25 protein-coding genes and 1 pseudogene are annotated in these 23,279 nt (G+C 69.5%); 13 read left to right on the forward strand and 13 right to left on the reverse strand.

What is annotated here, in order from left to right:
- The coding region (locus tag P7D22_RS16835) for an aldolase/citrate lyase family protein (RefSeq protein ID WP_319935415.1) at positions 1-254 on the reverse strand (254 nt) is incomplete at its 3' end.
- 282 nt (positions 255-536) lie between these two features.
- Between P7D22_RS16835 and P7D22_RS16840 the strand changes: the two genes are divergently transcribed.
- A complete protein-coding gene (locus P7D22_RS16840) occupies positions 537-2,000 on the forward strand; it encodes an aldehyde dehydrogenase family protein (protein ID WP_319935416.1) in 1,464 nt (487 codons plus the stop codon).
- A gap of 62 nt (positions 2,001-2,062) precedes the next feature.
- Positions 2,063-2,314, forward strand: coding sequence for a hypothetical protein (locus P7D22_RS16845; RefSeq protein ID WP_319935417.1), 252 nt, complete (start codon positions 2,063-2,065; stop codon positions 2,312-2,314).
- Between the two features lie 9 nt (positions 2,315-2,323).
- On the opposite strand, the gene P7D22_RS16850 is transcribed toward P7D22_RS16845, so the two are convergent.
- Positions 2,324-3,070, reverse strand: a complete 747-nt coding sequence (locus P7D22_RS16850) for a glucose 1-dehydrogenase (protein WP_319935418.1) — start codon at positions 3,068-3,070, stop codon at positions 2,324-2,326.
- A gap of 104 nt (positions 3,071-3,174) precedes the next feature.
- Here P7D22_RS16850 and P7D22_RS16855 point away from each other — a divergent pair, with 104 nt between their 5' ends.
- The 7 genes from P7D22_RS16855 (at position 3,175) to P7D22_RS16885 (ending at position 8,133) form a co-directional block, all read left to right on the forward strand.
- Positions 3,175-3,510: an ArsR/SmtB family transcription factor gene (locus P7D22_RS16855; protein WP_319935419.1), complete on the forward strand. Its 336-nt coding sequence runs from the start codon at positions 3,175-3,177 to the stop codon at positions 3,508-3,510.
- A 130-nt stretch (positions 3,511-3,640) separates the two neighbouring features.
- Complete coding sequence (locus tag P7D22_RS16860) at positions 3,641-4,846, forward strand: iron-containing alcohol dehydrogenase (protein WP_319935420.1); 1,206 nt, start codon at positions 3,641-3,643, stop codon at positions 4,844-4,846.
- Positions 4,847-4,997: 151 nt separating this feature from the next.
- A complete protein-coding gene (locus P7D22_RS16865; RefSeq protein WP_319935421.1) occupies positions 4,998-5,921 on the forward strand; it encodes a glutathione S-transferase family protein in 924 nt (307 codons plus the stop codon).
- Positions 5,921-6,520: a glutathione S-transferase family protein gene (locus P7D22_RS16870; protein ID WP_319935436.1), complete on the forward strand. Its 600-nt coding sequence runs from the start codon at positions 5,921-5,923 to the stop codon at positions 6,518-6,520. Before P7D22_RS16865 ends, P7D22_RS16870 begins: the two co-directional genes overlap by 1 nt.
- Before the next feature lie 42 nt (positions 6,521-6,562).
- Positions 6,563-6,976, forward strand: a complete 414-nt coding sequence (locus P7D22_RS16875) for an ester cyclase (RefSeq protein ID WP_319935422.1) — start codon at positions 6,563-6,565, stop codon at positions 6,974-6,976.
- A 297-nt stretch (positions 6,977-7,273) separates the two neighbouring features.
- Complete coding sequence (locus P7D22_RS16880) at positions 7,274-7,735, forward strand: hypothetical protein (protein WP_319935423.1); 462 nt, start codon at positions 7,274-7,276, stop codon at positions 7,733-7,735.
- Between the two features lie 62 nt (positions 7,736-7,797).
- Positions 7,798-8,133, forward strand: coding sequence for a hypothetical protein (locus tag P7D22_RS16885; RefSeq protein WP_319935424.1), 336 nt, complete (start codon positions 7,798-7,800; stop codon positions 8,131-8,133).
- A 34-nt stretch (positions 8,134-8,167) separates the two neighbouring features.
- Here P7D22_RS16885 and P7D22_RS16890 read toward each other — a convergent pair whose 3' ends face one another.
- Positions 8,168-9,598 carry an aldehyde dehydrogenase family protein gene (locus tag P7D22_RS16890; protein WP_319935437.1) on the reverse strand — a complete coding sequence of 477 codons (1,431 nt, stop codon included), beginning with the start codon at positions 9,596-9,598 and terminating at the stop codon, positions 8,168-8,170.
- A gap of 285 nt (positions 9,599-9,883) precedes the next feature.
- Between P7D22_RS16890 and P7D22_RS16895 the strand changes: the two genes are divergently transcribed.
- Positions 9,884-10,252, forward strand: coding sequence for a response regulator (locus P7D22_RS16895; protein WP_319935425.1), 369 nt, complete (start codon positions 9,884-9,886; stop codon positions 10,250-10,252).
- A gap of 13 nt (positions 10,253-10,265) precedes the next feature.
- On the opposite strand, the gene P7D22_RS16900 is transcribed toward P7D22_RS16895, so the two are convergent.
- From P7D22_RS16900 to P7D22_RS16920, 5 genes are all read right to left on the reverse strand, one after another.
- Complete coding sequence (locus P7D22_RS16900; RefSeq protein WP_319935426.1) at positions 10,266-11,108, reverse strand: transglutaminase-like domain-containing protein; 843 nt, start codon at positions 11,106-11,108, stop codon at positions 10,266-10,268.
- Between the two features lie 102 nt (positions 11,109-11,210).
- A complete protein-coding gene (locus P7D22_RS16905) occupies positions 11,211-12,386 on the reverse strand; it encodes a zinc-dependent alcohol dehydrogenase (protein WP_319935427.1) in 1,176 nt (391 codons plus the stop codon).
- 434 nt (positions 12,387-12,820) lie between these two features.
- Positions 12,821-14,266, reverse strand: a complete 1,446-nt coding sequence (locus tag P7D22_RS16910) for an FAD/NAD(P)-binding protein (protein WP_319935428.1) — start codon at positions 14,264-14,266, stop codon at positions 12,821-12,823.
- Entirely contained in the window at positions 14,263-15,027 is a 765-nt protein-coding gene (locus P7D22_RS16915; RefSeq protein WP_319935429.1) for an ABC transporter ATP-binding protein, read from the reverse strand. Before P7D22_RS16915 ends, P7D22_RS16910 begins: the two co-directional genes overlap by 4 nt.
- Positions 15,024-15,857: an ABC transporter permease subunit gene (locus P7D22_RS16920; protein ID WP_319935430.1), complete on the reverse strand. Its 834-nt coding sequence runs from the start codon at positions 15,855-15,857 to the stop codon at positions 15,024-15,026. Before P7D22_RS16920 ends, P7D22_RS16915 begins: the two co-directional genes overlap by 4 nt.
- Before the next feature lie 85 nt (positions 15,858-15,942).
- Here P7D22_RS16920 and P7D22_RS16925 point away from each other — a divergent pair, with 85 nt between their 5' ends.
- Positions 15,943-16,875: an aliphatic sulfonate ABC transporter substrate-binding protein gene (locus P7D22_RS16925; protein WP_319935431.1), complete on the forward strand. Its 933-nt coding sequence runs from the start codon at positions 15,943-15,945 to the stop codon at positions 16,873-16,875.
- Positions 16,876-16,966: 91 nt separating this feature from the next.
- A complete protein-coding gene (gene ssuD / locus P7D22_RS16930) occupies positions 16,967-18,157 on the forward strand; it encodes an FMNH2-dependent alkanesulfonate monooxygenase (protein ID WP_319935432.1) in 1,191 nt (396 codons plus the stop codon).
- Between the two features lie 163 nt (positions 18,158-18,320).
- Here the strand turns inward: ssuD and P7D22_RS16935 are convergent, their stop codons facing one another.
- Entirely contained in the window at positions 18,321-19,589 is a 1,269-nt protein-coding gene (locus tag P7D22_RS16935) for a D-amino acid dehydrogenase (RefSeq protein WP_319935433.1), read from the reverse strand.
- On the reverse strand, positions 19,586-20,731 hold the full coding sequence (gene alr / locus P7D22_RS16940; RefSeq protein ID WP_319935434.1) for an alanine racemase: 1,146 nt from the start codon (positions 20,729-20,731) through the stop codon (positions 19,586-19,588). The genes P7D22_RS16935 and alr overlap by 4 nt, the downstream gene beginning before the upstream one ends.
- A gap of 124 nt (positions 20,732-20,855) precedes the next feature.
- Between alr and P7D22_RS16945 the strand changes: the two genes are divergently transcribed.
- Entirely contained in the window at positions 20,856-21,293 is a 438-nt protein-coding gene (locus P7D22_RS16945) for an Lrp/AsnC family transcriptional regulator (protein WP_319935438.1), read from the forward strand.
- A 5-nt stretch (positions 21,294-21,298) separates the two neighbouring features.
- Here the strand turns inward: P7D22_RS16945 and P7D22_RS16950 are convergent, their stop codons facing one another.
- The 3 genes and pseudogenes from P7D22_RS16950 to P7D22_RS16960 all read right to left on the reverse strand — a co-directional run.
- Positions 21,299-22,363 carry a DMT family transporter gene (locus P7D22_RS16950; RefSeq protein WP_319935435.1) on the reverse strand — a complete coding sequence of 355 codons (1,065 nt, stop codon included), beginning with the start codon at positions 22,361-22,363 and terminating at the stop codon, positions 21,299-21,301.
- Between the two features lie 4 nt (positions 22,364-22,367).
- Positions 22,368-22,715, reverse strand: a complete 348-nt coding sequence (locus P7D22_RS16955) for a hypothetical protein (RefSeq protein ID WP_319935439.1) — start codon at positions 22,713-22,715, stop codon at positions 22,368-22,370.
- Between the two features lie 6 nt (positions 22,716-22,721).
- Positions 22,722-23,213, reverse strand: a pseudogene (locus P7D22_RS16960) (type III PLP-dependent enzyme); the annotation flags it as partial.
- Positions 23,214-23,279 lie beyond the last annotated feature (66 nt).

Raw genomic sequence — 23,279 nt, forward strand, 5'->3', positions numbered from 1 at the left:
GCCGCGATGTCGGCCTCGTGGTGGGGCGTGCCGCGGGCGTTGATGCGAAGCAGCACCGGGCCGGTGGCGGCGGCCAGCGTGTCGCGCGCATCGCGCAGCGCTTGCCGGGCCGCCGGCTTGGCCAGCGGTGCCACCGCATCCTCGAGATCGACGATCACGGCATCGGCCCCGGCCGCCAAGGCTTTGGCATAGCGCTCCGGCCGGTCGGCCGGCACGAACAACGGCAGCGCGAGGGTCGAGAGGGCGTGGAGCATGGGCACAGGTCGGTGCAGGGCGGCGGGTGGCCAGCCTTGCGCCCACTGGCCCCCGCCTGCCAATAGCCCTTCGCGAGGGCCGGCATGCCGCCGCGCGATGGCGACACGCAGACGCGCCATAGCGCCCGCCTATGCGGGCCATCCCGAAAAGGTGCTTGCCGGCCGGGCCGGGGCGCCCGACATACCCCTTAAGAGACGGGCGGGCAGGCCCGCCGCGACGGGATGAGCGCGCCTGCGAGGCCGGGGAGGCCCACCGCGGCGCCAACGCGAAAGCCACACGCCATGAACAAGCCGATCGTGTCGAGCGCCGCCAAGGGCGTCTTCATCAACAACAAGTGGGTGCCGGGCGCCTCGGGCAAGACGGTGCCGGTGGTGGCGCCGGCCGAGGGGCAGGTGTTCGCGGCCATCACGGCCGGCAATGCGGAGGACGTCGACCGCGCCGTCGCTGCCGCGCGCGCGGCGGCCGAGGGCGGCGCCTGGTCGCGCTTCTCGGCCACCGAGCGCGGCCGGCTCCTGTCGAAATTCGCGCTGTTGATCGCCGACCACGCCGAGGAGCTGGCGCTGATCGAGGCGCGCGACACCGGTAAGCCCTTGAAGCAGGCGCGGGCCGATATGGTGGCCACCGCGCGCTATTTCGAATATTACGGCGGCGCGGCCGACAAGGTGCATGGCGACACCATCCCGTTCCTGCCCGGCTTCTTCGTCACCACCGAGCACGTGCCCTATGGTGTGACGGCCCACGTCATCCCGTGGAACTACCCGGCCCAGATGTTCGGCCGCACCGTGGCGCCGGCGCTCGCCATGGGCAACGCCTGCGTGGTGAAGCCCGCCGAGGACGCCTGTCTGACGCCGCTGCGGCTGGCCGAACTCGCGGCCGAGGCCGGCTTTCCGGAAGGCGCGCTCAACATCGTGCCGGGCCTCGGCGAAGAAGCCGGCGCGGCGCTGTCGAGCCACCGTGATATCGACTTCATTTCCTTTACGGGCAGCCCGGAGGTGGGCGTGCTGATCCAGACGGCCGCGGCCCGGAACCACATCGGCTGCACGTTGGAGCTCGGCGGCAAGTCGCCCCACGTGGTGTTCGGCGACGCCGACCTCGACACGGCCACGAGCGTGATCTCCAACGCCATGGTGCAGAACGCCGGCCAGACCTGCTCGGCCGGCAGCCGGGTGCTGGTCGAGAAGGCCGCTTATGACACCGTGGTGCAGGCCTTGGCCGACAAGTTCTCCAAGCTGACGGCCGGCACGCCCGAGATGGACCGCGACCTCGGGCCGGTCATCAACGCCACGCAGAAGAAGCGCATCGAGGGCTTTTTCGCCCGCGCCGAGGACCAGGGCGTGCCGGTGCTGGCCTCGGGCCAGATCGCCGAAGGGACGCCGGCCGAGGGCTTCTTCGTGGCGCCGCGCGTTTATGGGCCGGTGCCGCGCGCCAACGAGCTTGCCACGCTCGAGGTGTTCGGCCCCGTGCTGGCCGTGCTGCCCTTCGACGACGAGGCCGATGCGGTGCGGCTCGCCAACGGCACGGATTATGGCCTGATGGCCGCCGTGTGGTCGCACGACGGCAACCGGGCCCTCCGGGTGTCGCGCGGCATCAAGGCGGGCCAGGTTTATATCAACGCCTTCGGGGCGGGCGGCGGCATCGAGCTGCCCTTCGGCGGCATGAAGAAGTCCGGCCACGGCCGCGAAAAGGGGTTTGCGGCGCTGCATGATTGTTCGCAGATCCGCACCACCATCACCAAGCACGGCTGAGCCGCGCTGCATCCGGCCGGGCCCGCCTTGCGCCCGGCCGTCCTCGGCCGCATCTCAGCACCATGAGTGTCGATGCCCCGCGGGATTCCCGATTTTCGCCCAAGACCCGGCTGACCGTTTACGCGGCCTGCTTCGTGATGTGCGGGCTGACCTATCTTGGCGTCCTGCCGGCGCCGGTCGGCATCCTGGCGGCGGCCGTCGTGCCGTTGGTCTGGGCCATAGAGGCCTATCGCCAGCAGAGCCGCGCCAGTTTCCTGTTCGCGGCCCTGGTGGTGTTCGTGGCGCTGGTGCCGCTGCTGAAGCACCTGCGCTGACGCGAAGGTTCAGCGCAGGCCGCCGCCCGTGATGATCTTCTCGCCCGTCACCCAGCCGGCGTCGTCGGAAGCCAGGAACACCGCCACCTTGGCGATGTCATCGGGCTGACCGGCGCGGCCGAGCGGCGTTTGGGCCACCAGGGCCTTCTCGAAATCCGAACCTGCGAAGCCAGCCGTCGCGGTGCCCTCGGTGACGACGATCCCCGGATTGATGGAATTGACTCGGATCCCGCGCGGCCCGAGTTCCTTCGCCAGCACGCCCGTGATGGCGTCGACCGCGCCCTTTGTGCCGGAATAGATCGCGCTCATCGGCGGCGTTAGGCTGGTGACGCCCGAGCCGATGTTGATGATGGCGCCGCCCTGGCCCAGATGCGCGGCCGCCGCCTGGGTGACAAGCAGCAGCCCGAGCACGTTGACGTCGAACATGGCATGGAACTGCGCCGCCGAGACCTCCTCGATCGGCGAGAAGGCGTAGACGCCCGAATTGTTGACCAGGATGTCGAGCCGGCCGAAGGCCGCCACTGCATCGTCGACGATGCGCTTCGCTTCATCGGGCTTCGACACATCACCGCCCACCGCGACTGCCTTGCCGCCCGCTGCCGTGATGGCGGCCACCACCGCATCGGCTCCCGCCTTGCTGGACGCGTAATTGACCGCAACCGCGGCCCCCTCGGCTGCCAGCGCCTTGGCGATGCCGGCGCCGATGCCCTTTGAGGCGCCCGTGACGACCGCGACCTTGCCTTCGAGCTTACCCATGACACGTCTCCGATCAGAACCGCCATATTGACCAGGCGATAAGTTCAATAGTTCGGAATATCAGAACTATTGAACTCGCTGTCAAGCCTCCGTAGGGTGTGGGCATGCGGCCGCTTGCCCATCCCGCCCTTGAGGACATCACGCTCGCCGGCATCCTGCATGCGCTGGCCGATGAAACGCGCGCCGCCATCTTCGTCGGCATCCTGGGGGGCGGCTGCGCGCAACGCTGCGCCGCCTTCGCGACCGTCAGCGAGCGGACGGTGCCGAAATCGACGCTGTCGCAGCATTTCCGGGCCCTGCGGGAGGCGGGGCTGATCCGCAGCGAGCGGCAGGGCGTCGAGATGCTGAACAGCGCGCGCTGCGCCGAGATCGAGACGCGCTTCCCCGGCCTCCTCCCGGCCATCGTGGCTGCGGTTCTGGCGCAGGCCAAGGCGGCCTGACGGGCGCCGGGCTCCATCGCGGGCGGTGATCCCGCCCGTCGCAAAACGATATTGGCCCCATTCCGAGGACCTCGACAGGATCGAGGCAAGAAAGCGGCGCCTCGAGACGCCAGCATCCCGAGGAACGCCCTTGATCACAACCTTCTACATGCCCACCCGAATTGTGTCCGGCGCTGGTGCCCTCGGCACGATCGGGCACTTGGCGCGTGAACTGAGCATGAGCCGGGTGCTCGTGGTGTCGGACCCGGTGATCTCCGCCCAGCCGTTTCATGCCGCGGCCCTGGCGGCGCTGGCCGAGGCCGGCCTCGCGATATCGCGCTTCGACGACTGCGGCATCGACGCCCGTTGCTCGCACATCGACCAGCAGGGCGCGCGGGTGCGGCACGACGGCATCGACGGGGTGATCTGCATCGGCGGCGGCTCGGTGATGTGCACCGGCAAGGGCATCGCCATCGTGGCCACCAACCACAAGCCGATGGCGGAATGCACGGGCGTCGGGCGCTTCGACCGGAAGGCGCTGCCGATGATCATGGTGCCGACCACGGCCGGCTCAGGCTCCGAAGTGTCGCAATGGACCATCGTCAAGGACGAGGAGCGCCACCTGAAGCTGCTCGGCGGCGGCCCGCTCAGCTTCCCGGATGCCGCGATCCTCGATGCCGTGACGCTGCGCTCGCTGCCGATGCGGGTCGCGGCCCTGCCGGCCGTCGACGCCCTGACGCATGGCGTCGAGGCCTATCTCAGCGGCATCGCCTCGCCGCTGACCGACGCCGTGGCGCTCGGCGCCGTGCGGCTGCAATATGGCTCGCTGCGGGCCTCCATCAATTCGGACGACGAACGGGCGCGAAACAACAACCTCGTCGCCTCCTGCATGGCCAATGTGGCCTGCGGCAATGCCCGGCTCGGCCACGGCCACGCCCTGTCGTTGCCGCTCGAAGGGCAGCTCGACTTGGCCCATCCCTACGGGGTCGGCGTGCTGCTGCCGCATGTGGTGGCGTTCAACCTCGCGGTGCTGCCCGACAAGGTGGGTCCGCTCGCCGCGGCGCTGGAGGTGGAGACCGCAGGGCTGGGCCGGGCCGCCACGATCGCGGCCTGCGCCGAGGCGATCCGCTCGTTATACGCCGACATTGGTTTCCCGACGCACTTCACGCCGGAACAATTGCCGCCGGGCCGGGTGCGCGAGATGGCCGAGCGCGCCGTGCCGGGCCTTTACGCCGGCATCGCGGCCAAGGACTTCGACCACCGCACCGCCACCGACCACACCGTGATCGCCTGCCCCTCGGCCCGCAAGATGACGGTGCGCCAGGCGCAGGACATTTTCGCGCGGTGCCTGGGCTGAGCGCAGCGCCCCTTCATTCCGGGACGGCGCAGCCGGACCCGGAACCGGTGTGCGCCGACCTGCATCGCCCAGGCTCCCCGGTTCCGGATCTCCGCTCCGCTGCGTCCGGAATGAGGGCTGAGTTTCAAAATAAACCGAGGATCCGCCCGCCATGCCCGACCTCATCCTGCACCAATATGATCTGTCTCCCTTCTGCGAGAAGCTGCGGCTCGCCTTCGGGGTCAAGGACCTCGCCTGGCGGGCCGTCGAGGTGCCGGTGTGGCCGCCGCGGCCCGACACCGTGCCGCTGACGGCGGGGTTCCGCCGCGCGCCCGTGCTGCAGGTCGGCGCCGACATTTATTGCGACACCCTGCTGATCCTGCGCGAGCTCGACCGCCGCCACCCGGAGCCGACGCTCTACCCCGACGATCAGGTCGGGCTCGCGTCGGTGCTGAGTTGGTGGGCCGACACCACCACCTTTCTGCCGGCCGCGACGCTCACGACCTCCATCATCGGCGACGGCGTGCCGGCCGAGTTCATCGAAGACCGCATCCGCTTCATGAAGCATGATTTCTCGAAGGCGGCCTCGCTGCGCGACCTGCCGCTCAACCGGCAGCGCACGGCGGCCCAGATGGGGTTTCTGGCCGACATGCTGAAGGACGGCCGGCCGTTCCTGCTCGGCCATAGCCTCTCGGCCGCCGACCTGTCGGCCTATCACACGCTGTGGTTCGCCCGGCAGAACGGCGGTGCCGAGGCCGAGGCCCTGCTGCCGTTCCGGCCGCTGCTCGCCTGGATGGACCGCGTCGCGGCCGTCGGCCACGGCCGGCGCGCCGCCATGGCGGCTGACGAAGCGTTGCGGATCGCGCGGGAGGCCGAACCGGAGCCGGTGCGCGGCGTCGCGGCCGACGATCCGTCGGGGCTGAAGGGCGGCGAATGGGTCGAGGTGCGGACCGACGATGCCAACGACCCGATCCGGGGCCAGCTCGTCGCCGCCGACCCGACCGAACTCGTGATCCGGCACAAGAACGACAGCGTCGGCACCGTGCACGTTCATTTCCCGCGCTTCGGCTATAGCGCGGTCGCGGAGCCCGCTTGATGCGCATCCTCACCAACACGACCTCGCCCTATGCGCGCATCGCCCGCATCGCGCTCGCCGAAAAAGGCTTCGACCTCGGGCCGAGCGAGATCGTCAATCCGTGGGGCGACCCCGAGGCCCTGCTGGCTCTCAACCCGGCCGGCCGGGTGCCGACGCTCGAGATCGACGGCGGCCTGCCCTCGACCGAAAGCCTGCTGATCCTGCTCTGGCTCGAACGCAAGGTGCCGGAGCCGAGCCTGCTCGGGACCGACCTCGACCGGGTGGTGTCCCAGGCCGGCCGCGCCATGGGGGTGATCGACGCCATGGCCAACATCGTCACCGGCCAGATGCAGATGGACCCGGCCTGGGGCGAAACCCGGGTGGGGCTGAAGCGCCGCCGCACGATCGTGACGGGGCTGCGGCCGCTCGAGGCCGAGCCGCCCGCCTACCGTGGCGGCCCGCCCGACATCGCGGTGATCACGGCTGTGGTGGCCTACGATTACCTCACGCTGCGCTTCGCCGCGGCGCCGTGGGTCGAGCCTACCCCGCAGCTTGCGGCCTTGCGGGCCGCCACGGCCGAGCGGCCGGCCTTCAAGGCAACCGTGCCCTACGTGGCCTGATCGACGCTTCGAACAACCCCAATGTTTCCGGGAGAATGCAGCATGGCGACGGCCGAAACCAACAAGCAGCTGGCCCGCGATTATTTCCAGGCCTTTCTCGATCGCGACGAGGCTTGGTGGCAGGCCCATATCGCGCCCGACTTCCGGCGGCACGATCCCGGCCTGCCGTTCCAGGTGGTGGGCCCGGCCGGCGTCAAGCAGCTCGCCGACGCGCTGCACCCCGGCATTCCGGACATGCGGTTGCCGATCGAGGATGTGGTGGCGGAAGGCGGCAAGGTGCTGGTGCGCTTGCGTGTGCAGGGCACCCATGGGGGCGAGCTGATGGGATTGGCCGCCACCGGCAGGCCGATCGACATCGCAGTGTTGGACCTGTTCGAGTTCCGCGACGGTCTGCTGGTGGAGCATTGGGCCTTGCTGGACAATCTGGGGCTGATGAAGCAGCTCGGCGCGCTGTAGGCGGAAAACTACGCCCGTCGCTCACGAAGACGTGATGCATAAATTATCATGCCTTCTATGCGCGGATCGATGCTGCTTTATCTGTTGAACGGAGGGGGCGTCACCTGGGGAGGTGAATGCTCTGATGACCATTGTTTTTGGGAGGTCGAAGATCCTCCCTCACGCTCTGCCTCGATCGTCCTGGCGGAAAGCGCGTTCGACGTCCGGGCTCGTTGAAGGTGTATCGGCGACTTCACGCAGTCCAACCCCGTCCTGCACTCCATGGGTGCACCAGAATCCTCGATCCCTGAGGCACCGATGAACAAAGTGACCCTCGCCTGCGTGGCGATTTCGGCCGGTCTCATGGTCTCGCAAAGTGAGGCGGCACCGGCGCATGCCTTTTGGGCGCGCCTCGATCAGGATGGTCCGTTGTCGGCCGGCTGGGTGCAGGTGCTTCCGGTGTTGTCGACGGCTTGCAATTTCAGGGTCGACACCAGCAAGTTGAGCGAGACGCTGGTGGACCTCAGCCGGGCGCCCGGCAACCGGGATTACACGCGCGACCTTTACAACTCGCTTTATCGCATCGAGCGGCGCCTATCGCAGAACAGCTTCGTCGGCCATTGGAACCAGCGCTTCCACGGCGATCAAACGGCGGCCTGCGCGACGGCCGAAAAGCTTTGGGGCGCTGCAGGGACGCAGTTCACCGGTATCCTGGTGCGTGAGGCCTCGACGGACGCCACCGCAACCGTCAACGGCACGCGGCCGAACAATTGCCAGTAAGGGCGATCCGGAAGGATCCGCCCCGTGGCCTGCGGCGGCTGGGTGCCCCGGCGTTGGCGTTGATGCTGCTTGGACTGGCCACCGAGCCTGGTGCCGCTGCGCCGCCCCCCAGGCTCACTGCTTGGCAGGAGATCGTGGCGTTGTCGGTAATCAAGCTGCGGCACGCGGCATCGCCCTGCGGGTTCCAGGTCGATGCGGGCCAGGTCCAGGCCCTGATGGGTTCGGCCGACATCGACGAAGCGGCGCTCGCGCCGTCGGGCTTGTCGCCGGCGCTGCGTCATCAGGCCGATGCCGACCAGGACGACTACGTGGGCGACCGCGACGCCGCCTGTCTTCAGGCCTGGGAGCGCTTCGGAGCGGATGGCGCACCGGGCCTGCGGAACCTGCTGCGCCGCTGAAGGCGGGTTCCGCGGCCCGTTCTGTCGCCCTGGCTCAGGCCGCCTCGTAGCCCGAGATGCCCTTGGTCTCAAGGAAGTCCTCGAGGCCGTATTCGGCATATTCCCGCCCGTTGCCGGATTGCTTGTAGCCGCCGAACGGCATGCCGGCATCCCAATCGGGATAATTGATGTGCACCCGGCCGGCGCGCATTAACCCCGCCACGACCCGCGCCTTGGCGAGGTCGCGCCCCTGCACATAGGCGGCGAGCCCGAAGGGGGTGTTGTTGGCCTCGGTCACCGCTTCGTCCTCGCTGTCGTAGGGCATGATGGCCAGCACGGGGCCGAAGATTTCTTCGCGGGCGATGCGCATGGTCGGGGTCACGTCGGCGAACACGGTGGGGCGCACGTAATAACCGCGGTTGAGGTCGGCCGGACGGCCGGGACCGCCCGCCACTAGGGTGGCGCCCTCGTCGATGCCGCTCTGGATCAGGGTCTGGATCTTGTCGAACTGCGCCTGGCTGACCACTGGGCCGAGGCCCGTGTCGGCCGCGTCGGCCGGGCCGACCCGGTAGGCTTCGGCGGCGCGGCGGGCCACGATCTTGGCCTCGTCCTGCAGGGCGCGAGGCACGAACATGCGGGTCGGGGCGTTGCAGGACTGACCCGCGTTGCCGAAGCAGCCGTCGACCCCCTTGCTCACTGCCACTTCGAGGTCGACGTCGGGCAGCAGGATGTTGGCCGACTTGCCGCCGAGCTCCTGGCTGACGCGCTTCACCGTGTCGGCCGCCGCCTTGGCGACCTGGATGCCGGCCCGGGTCGAACCCGTGAAGGACATCATGTCGATGTCGGGATGCGCCGACATGGCGGCCCCGATGGTCGGCCCGTCGCCGTTGACGAGGTTGAAGACGCCGTTCGGCACGCCGGCCTCGTGCAGGATCTCGGCGAAGATGATCGCATCGAGCGGCGCCACCTCGGACGGCTTCAGCACCATGGTGCAGCCGGCCGCCAGCGCCGGCCCGACCTTGCAGGTGATCTGGTTGAGCGGCCAGTTCCACGGGGTGATCAGCCCGACGACGCCGATCGCCTCCTTGACGATCAGCCCCGCGCCCTTGCGGTGCTGGAACGCGAAGCTGTCGAGAACTTCGATCATCTTGGCCAGGTGGGCGCGCCCGACCCAGACCTGGGCGTCGCGCGCATAGGCGATGGGCGCTCCCATCTCGCGCGACACCGCCTGGGCAAGGTCCTCGGCGCGCTTGTCGTAGGTCTCGAGGATGCGGCGCAGCAGGTCGCGCCGCTCGGCCGGCGCCGTGCGCGAAAAGCGCGGAAAGGCCGCCCGGGCGGCCGCGACCGCCCGGTCGACATCGGCGGCCGAGCCGAGCGAGACCTGCGCGAAGGCTTCCTCGGTCGAAGGGTCGATGACATCGAGTGTTTTTGCCTCGACCGGGTCCACCCAGGCGCCATCGATGTAGAATTGCAGGGCGTGGGACATTGCGGAACCCTTCTCGTGGCGGCGCGCCATGACGGATCGCGCGATCGGCGCCTTATGGAGCATGCCCGTCATGGCCAAGTCCAGCGGCGTTGGCCCCCGCGACGCCTGGGGCGGGAATCGATGCCGGGAGGACCACGGTGGTCTCACACAGGCGTGATTTGGCAAACGGCTGGAAGGAAGCGTGGCGTTAAGCCGGCATTAAACAAAAAAGGCCGAGCTTGCTTGACAGGCATCCCGGTCATGGGTCCCCCGGTCGGGTCGTTGCCGAAGCGAGAAAGCACCGGCATGGGCGCACGCAAGCGGATCCTGCTCGTCGAGGATCACGAGCAGATCTACGATTTCCTGTCCCGTCGCCTCGAGCGGCGCGGCTACGAGGTGATCATCGCGGTCGACGGTGCCCAGGGGGTCAGCAAGGCACGCTCCGAGCAGCCCGACGTGATCTTGATGGACATGAGCATGCCGGTGATGGACGGCTGGACGGCCGCCGGCATCCTGAAGCGCGACGCCAGCGTGGCGCACCTGCCCATCATCGCCTTGACGGCGCATGCTCTCGACAGCGACCGCGAGCGCGCCGAGGCGGCGGGCTGCGACCATTACCATGCGAAACCGGTGGAATTCACCCATCTGCTGGCCCAGATCGAAGCCTGCAGCTGAGGCCCCGTGGTGGCTACTCGGCCCGGATCGCCAGGGTGGTCGGCGGCTCGACCTGTTCGGGGCCGAGCGCCCTAATCCACACTTCGGGCTTGTCGTAGTCCACCGCGCCGAAGGGCGACGCAAAGGCGACCTCGGCGGCGTCGCGGGCGACACCGATGCGGGCGAGGCCATCGGCGGCCGCCTTGCGGGTGGGGTCGCACAGGTACCAGCCCGGGCCATTCGGCCCCTGCAGATAGGCCTCGATCACGGCATGGAAGTCGGGCGGGTCGAGCCGCCACGCATAAGCGCTGACATAGCGGGCCGGGATGCCGAGGGCGCGGCAGAACGAGATCGCCAGATGGGCGAAGTCGCGGCACACGCCGGCCCGCTCGGTGGCGGTGTCGAAGGCCGAGGTGAGCTCGTCCGACACGCCGCCGACATAGTCGACATTGTCGTGAATCCAATTGCAGATCGCCGTGACGCGGGCATAGCCGGGCTGCTCGGCGCCAAAGGTGCGGTTCGCGAGGCGCTGCAGCTTGTCGGACTGGCAGTAACGGCTGGGGTAGAGGTGGACGAGCGTCGGAAGGGGGATATCGGCCGCCGCGACCTCGGTCACGGCATCCGGGTCCTCGAGCGCCGGCATCAGGTCCACTTCGGCTTGGTAGTCGAGGGTGAAGCGGCCCGGGGGCGCCGTGATCCGGATGTAACGGTTGCCGGTTTCCGGCATGGTCCAGCGCTCAGTCGCACAATCGGGCGACAGGGTGAGAGTTTCGCTGACAATGGTCTGCGACGCGAGCTTGGCCAATTCGACGTTGAACACGAAGGGCGTCGGCACCTTCACGTCGTAGCCGAGCGAACAACCGAGCGAAAACCGCATAAACCACCTCCGGGCCGGAACCCGGATGACTAAGCAAGACGGATGCCGCCGGGCGACACCGCGAGGGCTTTCGGCCCTCGATCGTCGCCCGGTGCCGAAGCGTCAGCCGGCGGGGTGGAACACCACCTTGGTGCAGCCGTCGGTCTTGTTCTTGAAGGTCTTGTACAGCTCCGGCCCGTCGGCGAGGTCGGTGCTGCGATGCGAGATGACCGAGGTCATGTCGACCTTCTTGTCCAGGATCAGCTTGGTGAGCGGCTCGAGGTAGCGCTTCACGTGGGTCTGGCCGGACTTCAGCGTCAGGCCCTTCTGCACGATCGAGCCCATATTGACCGACACCGGCCCGCCATAGACGCCCGGCACCGAAACGATGCCGCAAGGGCGCACCGCCCGGATGGCCTGATCGAGCGCCGTTGTGCGTTCGGAGAAGGTCAGCTTCTCCTTGGCGGCATCGATCAGCCCCGCGAAGCCATGGGCGCCGCTCGCTTCCATGCCGACGCAATCGATCACCGAATCGGCCCCCTTGCCGCCGCTGATCTCGAGGATGCGCTCGTAAACGTCCTCGTTGGCGAAATCGATGATGTGGGTAGCCCCCGCCTTCTTGGCGAGCGCGATGCGCTCCGGCACCGTTTCGATCGCGATGATGGTGCCGGCCCCCATCAGCTTGGCCGACTGGATGGCGAAATAGCCGACCGGGCCGGCGCCCCAGATCGCCACGATGTCACCGTCGCGCACTTCGGCATGTTCGGCGCCCTGGTAGCCGGTGGGGAAGATGTCGGTGAGGAACAGCACCTCCTCGTCCGACAAGCCTTCCGGCACCTTCATGGGCGCCACGTCGGCCATCGGCACCCGCACATATTCGGCCTGGCCGCCCGCGTAACCGCCGGTCAGGTGCGAATAGCCGAACAGCCCGGCCGTGGGATAGCCGAACTGGGCCGCCGCCATGGCGCCGTTGCGGTTCGATCGCTCGCAGACCGAATAATTGCCGAGCCGGCACTGCCGGCATTCGCCGCAGTTGATGTTGAACGGCACGACGATCTTGTCGCCCTTCTTGAACTTGGTGAAGCCGGCGCCCGTCTCCACCACCTCGCCCATGAATTCATGGCCCAGCACGTCGCCGGACTTCATGGTGGGCATGAGCCCGTCCATCAGATGCAGGTCCGAGCCGCAGATCGCACAGGCCGTAACCTTGATGATGACGTCGCGCGCATCCTCGATGGTCGGGTCGGGGACCTGATCGCAGCGGATGTCGTTGGTGCCGTGCCAACAAAGAGCCTTCATGATGGTCCTCCGAAAGGGTTCAACGCGCCAGCCGGGAGCGGCCTGCGCGTTGTGGTGGTGCCGAACGGCACGAGGATCGGCTTTCGCGCAGGCAGCCCGAGCCCCAGCATGGCTTTCCCGTCATTGCGAGCGAAGCGAAGCCATCCAGTCCGGCGCCGAGATCCTGGATTGCTTCGCTTCGCTCGCAATGACGGCTGAACCCAGCATGCCGACCTGTGTTCTCCACGGTCGCCTGCTGCCGTGCGAGTCACTAGGATTGAACGGCGGAAGGCACGGTTGGTTCAAATAGATCCCGTGCGTCCGATCGATCAGGAGGCCTGTTGAACGGATCTGACGCAGCAAATGTCAGTCGCAATCCAAGCAGTCATAACAAAAGTTAGGTAGAGCTGCGCACGGAACCTTCACGCTGGACTGCGTTCCAGCGCGATATCGCCTCAGGTGGAGCCGATCCGGTGCGGATGCTGCACCAGGCTGGCGAGCCAAGGTCCGGCGATCGCCTCCAGATGCTTGGCGATGTCGGGCGCGCCCGTCATTTCGCCGAAGCTGCCGCGGGTGATAGGGCCGAGCGCCAGCAGGCTCGGATGCGGCGTGCCGTCCGGGGCCAGCACGCGGCTCGACCGGTCCACCGCGAGGCCGACCCCGACCGCGTCGAGGCGGGCCACGCCATCGGCCAGCAGCCTGGCCGCCAGCGGATCGGCCGCAACGCCCTTGCGTGGACCGGTGCATAGCACGACGGCGTCGAAGCCCTGTTGTTCCGTCGCGCCGCCGTGGCGGCGTAGCGTCGCTTGGAAACGGGCGCCATCATGGTCAAGCCCCGTCAGGGCGGCCCGTTCGATCCGCAAGCTGCCGCACCCCTCGGCCGCCTGGATGGCGGCCTGCAATTGCGGCGCGATGCGGAAGCGATGCACCTCCCAAAACGGCAGCAGCCGGTGCAGCACACGTCGCTGCTCGGCGGCCGGCAGGGCTCCCCAAAGTTCGGGCAGGTGGCTCCGCAGAGCGTCCACCACCACGGTCCAGTCCTGCGTCGCCGTCGCAATGCAGCGCCGCAGCAGGCGCAACAGTTCGAGGGCGGTGCGGGGTAATGGCGCGCCTCCCAGGATGTCGAAGGGCTGGTCGAAGGCGCCGTGCGGCCGTGACACGAGGCCTCGGCGGGACACGGCCGTGACCGGCCCGCGATGGCCTGCGGCACTCAAGCTGGCGATGACGTCCGCCATCGTCAGGCCGGTGCCGACCACCAGCACCGCGGCGTCCGCAGCGATGAGGCGCAGGGCGCCGGGCGACCAGGGATTCGACACGAGACCGGCCTGGTTCAGCGCCGCGACCTCCACCCGGCAGGGCGGCTGCGGCGGCGCGTGGCCGAGGCAGAGCGCGGCGGCTTCGGCTGTGACCTGCGTGCCGTCGTCGAGGCGCGCTTCCCAGCCGCCGGGAACGGCCGCCAGGGCCACGACGCGGGCGCGGCGATGCTCGAGCCGCACCCGGCCTTCGCCGGCCGTCGCGACGGCCCGACCCAACTGGTCGGCCATGAAGCTGCCGTAGAGCTGGCGCGGCACGTAGAAATGGCCTGCCCCATCGTGGCTGCCGTCGTCGGGCAGGTGGCCTTGCGCGAAAAGCCAGCGCGTGAAGGCATGCGGATCGTCGGCAAAAAGCCCCATGCGGTCGCTGGGCACGTTGATGCGGTGTTCGGGGTCGGGGGTCGCATAGGCGATGCCGCGCCCGGGCTCGGGCGACGGGTCGACCAGCACGAGGTGCAGCGGCGCGTCCGTCGCCCGGATCAGGTGCAACGCCAGGGCGACGCCGGTGAAGCCGCCGCCGATCACCAGAATCCGGGTCGCGCGCCCTGCCGGGTGATCGGCCATGGCGCCCGCCAGCCCCAGGCTCATGCCGCGAGGCCGCGGGTCAGCAGGCGATCGTAGATGCGAGCTTCCAGCGCCGCCGCCTCGGCCGAGTGGGCCGGGCGCGGATGCGGCGCCGGGTTGGTCACGTCGAGCGTCACATTGCCGTCTTCGAGCAGCAGGATGCGGTCGGCGAGGCGCACCGCCTCGGTCACGTCATGGGTCACCAGCACGGCCGTCATCCGCCCGTCGAGCCAGGCCTTGGCAAGCAGATCCTGCATGTCGAGCCGCGTCAGGGCGTCGAGTGCGCCAAGCGGCTCGTCGAGCAGCAGCAGGCCGGGGCGGCTCACCAGGGCGCGGGCGAGCGCAACGCGCTGCTTCTGGCCGCCCGACAACACGGTGGGCCAATCCCCGGCGCGGTCTTCGAGCCCCACCGCGGCCAGCGCCGCGCGGGCGCGCTCCGCCTTGGCGGCCGCCGGCGTGCCGGGCCTGAGGCCCACCATCACATTGTCGATCACGCTGGCCCAGGGCAGCAGCCGCGGTTCCTGGAACATCAGGCGTGCCACGCCGGCTCGGGCCGGCCCGCCGTCGAACAACACCTGCCCGCCGGTCGGCTGGTCGAGGCCGCAGAGCAGGCGCAGCAGCGTGCTCTTGCCCGAGCCGCTGCGCCCCACCACGGCCAGGAACTGGCCGGGCGCCACCGTCAGGTCGAGCGCCTTCAGCACCGCGTGCGGGCCGAAGCTGCGCGACACACGCTCGAGCCGCACCGCGACGCCGGTCGGGGATGCGGCCTCGGGGATGCTGCTCATCGGGCGATCCTCCACGGCATGGCCCAGCGCTCGCCGAGCGTTGCGGTCCAGTCGGCCAGCTTGCCCAGCAGGGCATAGATCAGGATGGCCAGCACGATCACGTCGGTCTGCATGAACTCGCGCGCCTGCATGGCCATGTAGCCGAGGCCGCTCTGGGCCGCGATGGTTTCGGCGACGATCAGGGTCAGCCACATGATGCCGAGGCCGAAGCGCAGGCCGACGAAGATCGACGGCAGGGCGCCGGGCAGCACCACGCGGCGGAACAGCGTCGCCGTGCTCATGCCGTAGGAGCGGCCCATCTCGATCAACTGCGGGTCGACCGTTCGGATGCCGTGCAGTGTGTTGAGGTAGACCGGGAAGAACACGCCGAGCGCCACCAGGAACAGCTTGGCGCCCTCGCCGATGCCGAACCACAGGATCACCAGCGGGATCAGCGCCAGATGCGGCACGTTGCGCAGCATCTGCAGCGTCGTGTCGGTCCAGCGGTCGCTTCGCCGCGACAGGCCGTTGGCGAGGCCGAGCGCGAACCCGATGCCGCCGCCGACCACGAGGCCGGCCAGCGCGCGCCCGAAGCTGACCGCCATGGCGGCCGGCAACTCGCCCGTGCGGACCATGGCCCAGCCGGTGGCCAGCACGGCGGACGGGCGCGGCAGCACGGTTTCGGGCACGAGGCCGGCCATGCAGGCGGCCTGCCACAGGCCCACCAGGGCGATCGGCAGCAGCCAGGGCTGCAACCCGGCCCAAGCCGCCGCGGGCACGCCGGAACGGCGCCGTGGGGCCACGGCGGCCCGGGGCCGAACCCCGACGCCGTCTCGAACCAGGATGCTCATCGTCGCTCCGTATGATGCTCTATCGTTGACTAGTACAATAGATCATGCAAGCTCCCTTTGCCATGTGGCCAAGCCGGTAGAATTGATGAAACGCGTCCCTCTCGCCATCGTGATCGCCGTTCTGCTGGGCATCGGTTCCGCACAGGCGGCCGACAGGACCATTCGTATCGGCTACCAAAAATATGGAACATTATTGTTGCTGAAGGCGGAAGGCAGCCTCGATGGCCGGCTGAAGCCGCTCGGCTACGACGTAACATGGACGGAGTTCCCGGCCGGGCCGCAGCTGCTCGAAGCGATGAACGCCGGGGCGCTCGATTTCGGCCTCACCGGCGAAGCGCCGCCGATCTTCGCCCAGGCGGCCGGGTCGAGCATCGTTTATGTGGCGAACGAGCCGCCTGCGCCGAAAGGCGAGGCCATCCTGGTGCCGAAGGGGAGCGCCATCGCCAATGTGGCCGACCTGAAGGGCAAGTCGGTGGCGCTCAACAAGGGCTCCAACGTGCATTACCTGCTGGTGCGGGCCCTCGAGGCGGCAGGCCTGTCCTATGCCGACATCCATCCGGTGTTCCTGGCGCCCGCCGATGCCCGCGCGGCCTTTGAGCGCGGCTCCGTCGATGCTTGGGCGATCTGGGACCCTTACCTGGCGGCCGCCCAGGCCGCGACCGGCGCTCGGACGCTGGTGACCGGGGAGAATCTGGTCCCCAACACGCAATTCTATCTGGCGCCGCGCCGCTTTGCGGCCGAGAACGCGGCCGCCGTCGATGCCGTGGTGGCGGCGCTCGACGCCGTCGACCGCAAGATCGAGCGGGACCCGGCCAGCGTGGTCGACACCGTCGCGACTTCGGTGCGACTGCCGGCCGCCGTGGTGGCGACCGCCATCGGCCGACAGGGTTTCGGCGTTTCCCGCGTGACGCCGGCCGTGATGGCCGAACAGCAGAAGGTGGCCGACACCTTTGCGGCCCTGAAACTGTTGCCGAAGCCCGTGTCGGTCGGCGAAGCCGTTCTGACGCCGACACCCTGACGCCCTGGCGGATCGCGGCACCCTTCGCGCCGCAGCGCCGTTTCCTTCACGCCCGGGGCCGATCCGCCCCGCCAAGAGCCCGAGACCGACCATGAGCAACCTCGACCTGCCGGCGCCCGCCGAAGCCGCCGACGTCCTGTGGTTTTTGCCGACCCATGGCGATGGCCGCTACCTCGCGAGCGAGACGGGGGCCCGGCACGTGTCGCTCAACTACCTCGGACAGATCGCCCGCGCGGCCGACGACCTCGGGTATTTCGGGGTGCTGCTGCCGACCGGCCGCTCGTGCGAGGATTCCTGGGTCATCGCCTCCGCCATGGTGCCGCTGACGAAGCGGCTCCGCTTCCTGGTGGCGGTGCGGCCCGGCCTGCAGGAGCCGGCGGTGGCGGCCCGCATGACGGCGACGCTCGACCGCATTTCGGAAGGGCGGCTGCTGGTCAACGTCGTCACCGGCGGCGACCCGCAGGAGGCCAAGGGCGACGGCATCTTCATGGATCACGGCGCCCGCTATGCCGTGACGGACGAATTCCTGGAGATCTACCGCCGCCTGTTGCAGGGGGAGGAGACCACCTTCAACGGCGAGCACCTGCGGATCGAGAAGGGGCACCTGCTGTACCCGCCCGTGCAGGCGCCCTATCCGCCGCTGTATTTCGGCGGCTCCTCGGAGGCCGGCATGCAGGTGGCGGCCAAGCATGTCGACACCTACCTGACCTGGGGCGAGCCGCCGGCCGATGTGGCGGCCAAGATCGCGGCCGCCAAGGCCGTGGCGGCTGAGCGCGGCCGCAGCTTCTCCTATGGCATCCGGCTGCACGTCATTGTGCGCGAAACCTCGAAGAAAGCCTGGGCCGCAGCCGACGACCTGATCCGCCATGTCGACGACGAGGCTATCGCGACGGCGCGGAAAACCTTTGCGCGCTACGATTCCGTCGGCCAGCAGCGCATGGCGCAACTGTCGGCGGGTGGGCGCGGCAACCTCGAGGTGAGCCCCAACCTGTGGGCCGGGGTCGGGCTGGTGCGGGGCGGCGCCGGCACGGCGCTGGTCGGCAACCCGGACGAGGTGGCGGCCCGCATGAAGGAATATATGGCGCTCGGCATCGACCGCTTCATCCTGTCGGGCTATCCGCACCTCGAGGAATGCTACCGCTTCGCCGAACTGGTGTTCCCCAAGCTGCCGTTGAAGAGCACCACCGGCACCGACCGCGGCCCGGCCAAGAACGCCGGCCCCTTTGGCGAGATCATCGCCAATGCGGTTCCGGCCAACCAGCGCATGGCGGCGGCCGGCTGAGGCGTATCTGTGCCGATGGCGACCACCTTTCTCATTCCGGCCGCAGCGTCAGCGGAGAGCCGGAACCGGGGAGCCTCGGCGATCCAGGTTGCAGCACACGGGTTTCAGGTTCGGCTACGCCGCGCCCCGGAATGAGGCGACCTGCAGCTGACGCAGCCCCGCGTCATGCTGCGACGTCCTGCGCCCGGTAACGCTCGAGGCCAAAGTCGGCCGTGGCGATATCGGCGCGACGGCCGCTCATCAGGTCGCTGAGGACGCGGCCCGAGCCGCAGGCCATGGTCCAGCCGAGCGTGCCGTGGCCGGTGTTGAGCCACAGGTTGTCGTAGACCGTGCGGCCGATCACCGGCGTGCCGTCCGGTGTCATCGGCCTGAGCCCGGACCAGAAGCTGGCGCGGGCGAGGTCGCCGCCGGGGAACAGCTCGCCGACCGACATCTCCAGCGTGGCCCGCCGACGGTCCGGCAGATCGGTGCTGAAGGCCGAGATTTCCGCCATGCCGCCGACCCGGATGCGGTCGCCGAGGCGGGTGATGGCGATCTTGTAGGTTTCGTCCATCACGGTGGATTCGGGCGCCCGGCCCGGATCGGCGATCGGCACCGTCAGCGAATAGCCCTTCACCGGGTAGACCGGCAGCGCGATGCCGAGCGGCTTCAGCATCGGCGGCGCGTAGGAGCCGAGCGCCACCACGACGGCTTCGGCCGCCTCGAAGCCGGCGTCCGTCTTGAGGCCGGTGATGCGGCCGCCCTCTGCCAGCAGCCGGCGCACCGTGGTGCCGTAGCGGAACACCACGCCGGCCGCTTCCGCCAGTGCGGCGAGCCGCTGCGTGAACAGGAAGCAGTCGCCCGTCTCGTCGCCCGGCAGCCGCAGGCCGCCGACGAAGCGGTGGCGCACATGGGCCAGCGCCGGCTCGACCGCGATGCAGCCCGCCGGATCGAGCACTTCGAACGGCACGCCGTCGGCCTTCAGCACCGCCACGTCCTTGCCGATGCCGTCGAGCTGCTTTTGTTCGCGGAACAGCTGCAGGGTGCCGCCCTGGCGGTCGTCGTAGCGGATGCCGGTCGAGGCCCGCAGCGCGATCAGCACGTCGCGGCTGTATTCGGCGAGCCGTACCATGCGGCCCTTGTTGATGCCGTAGCGCACGCCCGTGCAGTTGCGCAGCATCTGGGCGAGCCAGGACGCCATGGCGGGATCGAGGCGCGGCCGCACCACCAACGGGGCGTGGCGCATCAACAGCCATTTGATGGCCTTTTGCGGGATGCCGGGCGCGGCCCAGGGCGACGCATAGCCGGGGCTGATCTCGCCCGCATTGGCGTAGCTCGTTTCAAGCGCCGGGCCGGCCTGCCGGTCGATCACCGTCACCTGGTGACCGGCCTGCGCCAGGTAATAGGCCGAGGTGACGCCGATGACGCCGCTGCCGAGAACCGTGACCTTCATGGGGGAGTCCCTTCGTTGGAGGCGTCGAGGATGCGGCGGGCGTAGCGGTGGCCGAGACCGGTGAGGATCTCGTAGGGGATGGTGCCGGCCTCGGCCGCCACCTGGTCGAGGCTCTGATGCGGGCCGAGGAGTTCCACCGTGCTGCCGCGCCGGAGCCGGCCCTCCGGCAGGTCCGTGACGTCGAGCGTGATGCTGTCCATCGACACCCGGCCCGCGATGGGCAGGCGCACGCCGTCCACGTAAGCCGCCCCGGCGCCGCCGAGGTGACGCGGCCAGCCATCCGCATAGCCGACCGCGATCGTGGCGATGCGGCTGGGGCGTGCCGCCACGAAAGCGGCCCCGTAGCCCACGGCGGTGCCGGCCGGGATGGTGCGCAGCTGGATCACCCGCGCGTCGAGCCGCACCACCGGCCGCAGCCCGTGCGCGGCATCGGGCGTCGGGTTGACGCCGTAAAGCGCCACGCCCGGCCGGGCGAGGTCGTGGTGGAAGCTTCGGTCGAGCAGGATGCCGCCTGAATTGGCAAACGACACGCGGGTGCCGGGCAGGCGCTCGAGCAGGCGGCTGAAGCAGCGGTGCTGCGCCGCATTGGCCGGGTGGCCGGGCTCGTCGGAACAAGCGAGGTGGCTCATCGCCAGCACCACATCGAGGGCGGCCAGCCGCTTGGGCTGCGCCAGAAGCGCGTCGAACTCGTCCGGCGGCAGGCCGAGGCGCGACATGCCGGTATCGAGCTGCACCACGGCCGGCAGGCGGCGGCCCTCCCGCAGGCCAAAGTCGGCCCAGGATTCGGCCTGCTCCAGGCTGTTCAGCACCGGCACGGCGCCGGCTGCCGCACAGGCGGCGTCAGTGCCGGGCTGCAGCCCGTTCAGCACCATCAGGGCGGCATCGGCCGGCAGCAGCGGCCGCAGCGCCACGGCTTCCGACAGGTGGGCCACGAAGAAGTCGCGGCAGCCCGCACGGTAAAGCACCGGCGCCACCGCGGCGGCGCCAAGCCCATAGGCGTCGGCCTTGACGACGGCCGCGCAGGCGGCTGGCGCCACCGCGGCGGCGAGCCACAGGTAATTGGCCCGCAGCGCCCCGAGGTCGACCGTCAGAACGGCGCCGGCCGCGTCGTCAAGCTCGGTCTGCCAAACGGGAAGGGTCACCGATCACCTCAAACGCGCACTACCGCAGTGTAATCACGGCGGCTGCGAATGTGCTTCGGAAATGCGGCAGCATCTGCGAAACGGTGCCGAGATTTCCGCTGATCCTTCGAACCCGAGCCAGATCCTGCCGCGCCTCGATCCGATCGACCGCACCCTGCTGCGTCTGCTGCGGCAGGATGGCCGCTCCAGCAACATGAAGCTTGCGGCGGCCGTCGGCCTGTCGCAATCGGCCTGCCTGCGGCGGGTGCGGTTGCTCGAGGAAGCCGGGGTGATCCGGGGCTACACGGCCGTGGTGTCGGCCGGCGAAGCGGGCGGGCTGGTGGCCATGGTGCAGATCACGCTCGAGCGGCAGACCGAGGAATTCCTCGACCGCTTCGAGGCCGCCATCCTGCGCTATCCGGAGATCCGGCAATGCCTGTTGATGACCGGCGGGGCCGACTACCTGCTGCGCGTCGAGGCCGCTGATGCGGGAGCCTACGAGGTGATCCACCGCGAGGTGCTGGCGCGCCTGCCGGGCGTCGCCCGCATCCAGTCAGCCTTTGCGATCCGCACGGTGTTGTAGCGCCGTCAAACGGCGCGGCGTGGCCCGGGGGTGCGCAGCGCGTCTTCGAGCCGGTGTTGGACGAACAGCTCCACCGTCGTGCCGTCCTGGCCGGCCGCGGCCCGCAGCCGGCGGCGAAGGTCGGGCGGCAGCCAGTCGGGCAGGGGGGTGGCTCGCGGGGCGTCGTCGCCGTCGCCGAAGGCGTTGGCGGCCCCCAGCACAGCGCCGCCGATGATGACGAGGCCCGACACCAGCATCGACCAGCGCAATTCGCCCTGGCCCATGGCCACCACCAGGCCGGCGCCCACCAGCGGCTCCACATAGGAGGCGACGCCGAGCGCCTGGACGTCGCCCTGCTTCAAGCCGTGGTCCCAAAGGAACAGGGCCAGCCCCATCGGCAGCAGCCCGAGCGCCGCCATCGCGGCCCATTGGGCGGGGCTCGGCGGCACCCAGGCCTCGAAGCTCGCGTGGCAGACGAGCGCCAGCACGGCGGAGGCCGCGTAGAACGTCCCCATGGCGGAGGTCGGCACGCCGCCGAAGCGGCTCGTCAGCAGCGAATAAAGCCCCCACAAACCCGCCGCAATGCCGATCAACAGCAGGGCGGCCGAGGCGCCACCCGCGAGCGCCCCGAGCCCCTGGCCGTCGATCGACAGCGCCACCAAGCCCTCGAGCCCGGCCACGGCGCCCGCGACATGCCACCAGCGCAGCCGCCGCCCAGGCAGCAGCGCCGAGCCGAACACGATGAACAAGGGCGTGCAGCCCTGCAGCAGCGCCGCCGGGGCGGCCGGGGCGCGATGCACGGCGAAATAAATGCAGGCGTGATAGGCCACGAGGCTCGGCACCGTCACGGCCCAGACCCACCAGGGCTGGCGAAAGGCGGCGCCCGGGCCGTCGCCGCTGATCCACCAGGCAAAGGGCGACAACAGCGCCGCCGCCGCAAAGGCCAGCCCCGTGACCTCAAAGGCCGGCAGCCTAGTCGTGAGACTGGCGAGCCCGGTCTCGGTGGCCCAAAGCACGATGCCGACGATGCCGAGAAGCGTGGCGCCGGACCGGGCCCTGGCGTGCCCGCCAGCCCCCGATGCCGTGTTCACCGGATCAGCCCGGCACCTGGATGGTGGCATGGGCCGAGAACCCGTTGAAGGGCGTGCGCGTGGCCGAACTATAGGCGCCCATCATGCCGAGCTCGATCCAGTCGCCTTCCCGGACGTCCTCGGGCAGCAGCAAGGGGGCGCCCAGCACATCGTCGGAATCGCAGGTCGGGCCGTAGACCCGGAAAGCGGCCTGGCCCTGGCGGATGCCGCCGTCCTGGGTGATGACCCGGGCCGGGCGGCGCTCCTTCGGGCTGCGCAGTTCCTGCAGGTTGCCGTAGATCCCGTCGTTGCAATACAGCACGTCGCTCTTACGCATCAGCACCCGGGTGACGACGCTGGCGGCCGTGGCCACGAGCGCGCGGCCCGGCTCGCACAGGATCAAGCAGTCGGGCGACAGCCCGAGCGCCCGCCGGCCGAGTTCGGCGGCGTTGAAGTAATCGTCGAGGCGGCCGGCGGCGTCGCCCGGATAAGGCGCCGGGAAGCCGCCGCCCATGTTCAGGAGGTCGATGTCGGTTCCGGCGCGCCGCAGCACGTCGCGGCAGATCAGCAGGGCCTGGCCGAAGGCTTTCGGGTCGAGGCATTGCGACCCGACATGGAACGACAGGCCGGTGCGGAACCCGGCCTGCCGCACCGCGACCAGCAGCTCTACCGCGAGATCCGGGGCGGCGCCGAACTTGGTCGACAAGGCGTAGCGGGACGCTTCCGCATGGACCGCGATCCGGACCGCGACGCTGGTTTCGGCCGCGGCGCCCCGGGTTTCCTCCACCAGCTTGGCCAGCTCGCTCGGGTGGTCGACCGTGAAGAACCGCACCCCATGCACCGCATGCGACAGGCGGATGGCCTCGCGTGACTTCGCGGGATCTGTCTCTTATACACATCTGACGCTGCCGACGACGGAGAGAGTGTAGTTCTCGGT

The sequence above is a fragment of the Lichenihabitans sp. Uapishka_5 genome (assembly GCF_033947565.1).
GTDB lineage: Bacteria > Pseudomonadota > Alphaproteobacteria > Rhizobiales > Beijerinckiaceae > Lichenihabitans.